The sequence below is a fragment of the Bacillus sp. JJ1127 genome (assembly GCF_036965845.1).
Classification (GTDB): domain Bacteria; phylum Bacillota; class Bacilli; order Bacillales; family Bacillaceae_G; genus Bacillus_A.
Map to the genome: position 1 here is coordinate 6,006 of NZ_JBALQK010000041.1, position 967 is coordinate 6,972.

A 967-nucleotide genomic window follows, 5' to 3' on the forward strand; every position below is an offset into this window, starting at 1 on the left:
TTCTAATTGAAGGTTCTCTTTACAATCAAGGGGGATTCCAACAGCCCCCTGTTTTTCATAGACTAATTATTAGTCTTTATCCCGATATGTTAGTTCAGCTAAAAATTCTTCTAACGAATCACTATGTAAAAGCGGCTCCCACTCTCCCATGCCATGTTCAGCTGTATACACTGGAAAATTAACATCCTTTACATCAACAAAGAATGGATCTCCCATTAACTCTTCATACCCAATAACAAACCAACTTTCTTTCCAATCTCCTTCTTCGTTTCCAACGAAAGATTCATTATTAGGCCCTATACTATACCCTAATTGTCCTTCTTCAAACTCATCTCTGGAGAATATATAGATCGGCAGCATTTCTTCTGTAATATCTAAAATTTCCACTTCATTCGTTTCTAATCGTTCAAGCATACATAATACTTTATTAATCTCATCCTTATAGCGCATCCAATTATTCTCCTTCTTTATTTTTAACAATTTTTAGGCATTTGTATATACTATAAAAAATACCTTTTATCTAGGGGGGAGACACATGAATACAGGACCACAAGAACAAATCGAAGAAGCCCGCGAAACATATGTCGGCCGACTATTCCTACTTGGAGGTTCAGCTCTGTTTTTAATTGGTGGTATTATTTCAGCAGTTGCGGCTTATAAAACATATTTCCGTTTGTTAAACACGCCACCATCACAATAAGTCCATTTCCTTTCCATAGTCGATAATACGTATTGAGCGGCTTTTGTATATCCGCCGTTCTGATTGCAACTTTACATTAGCGTTCTGTTATATGAACATTGACCGAAGGGATCGTTCAGATCATTATAATTTGACTGCCATCCCTCCCCTATATATTTAGTACTTATTTTATCGTTTCCCCTTTGAATTGGGAATTCTGTCATTTCTCATGGTCTATCAGGTTAAATTTAACATATTTCCGAAAGAAATCCCCATCTTCAAGCGCGT

General features: G+C 36.5%; 2 protein-coding genes. One reads left to right on the forward strand and one right to left on the reverse strand.

Annotated elements, in window-relative coordinates; all coding sequences use genetic code 11:
- Positions 1-69: 69 nt before the first annotated feature.
- Positions 70-450, reverse strand: coding sequence for a hypothetical protein (locus V7183_RS05090; RefSeq protein WP_335358904.1), 381 nt, complete (start codon positions 448-450; stop codon positions 70-72).
- 85 nt (positions 451-535) lie between these two features.
- On the opposite strand from V7183_RS05090, the gene V7183_RS05095 reads away from it, so the two are divergent.
- Positions 536-700, forward strand: coding sequence for a hypothetical protein (locus V7183_RS05095; RefSeq protein ID WP_170958117.1), 165 nt, complete (start codon positions 536-538; stop codon positions 698-700).
- The last annotated feature ends 267 nt before the right edge of the window (positions 701-967 follow it).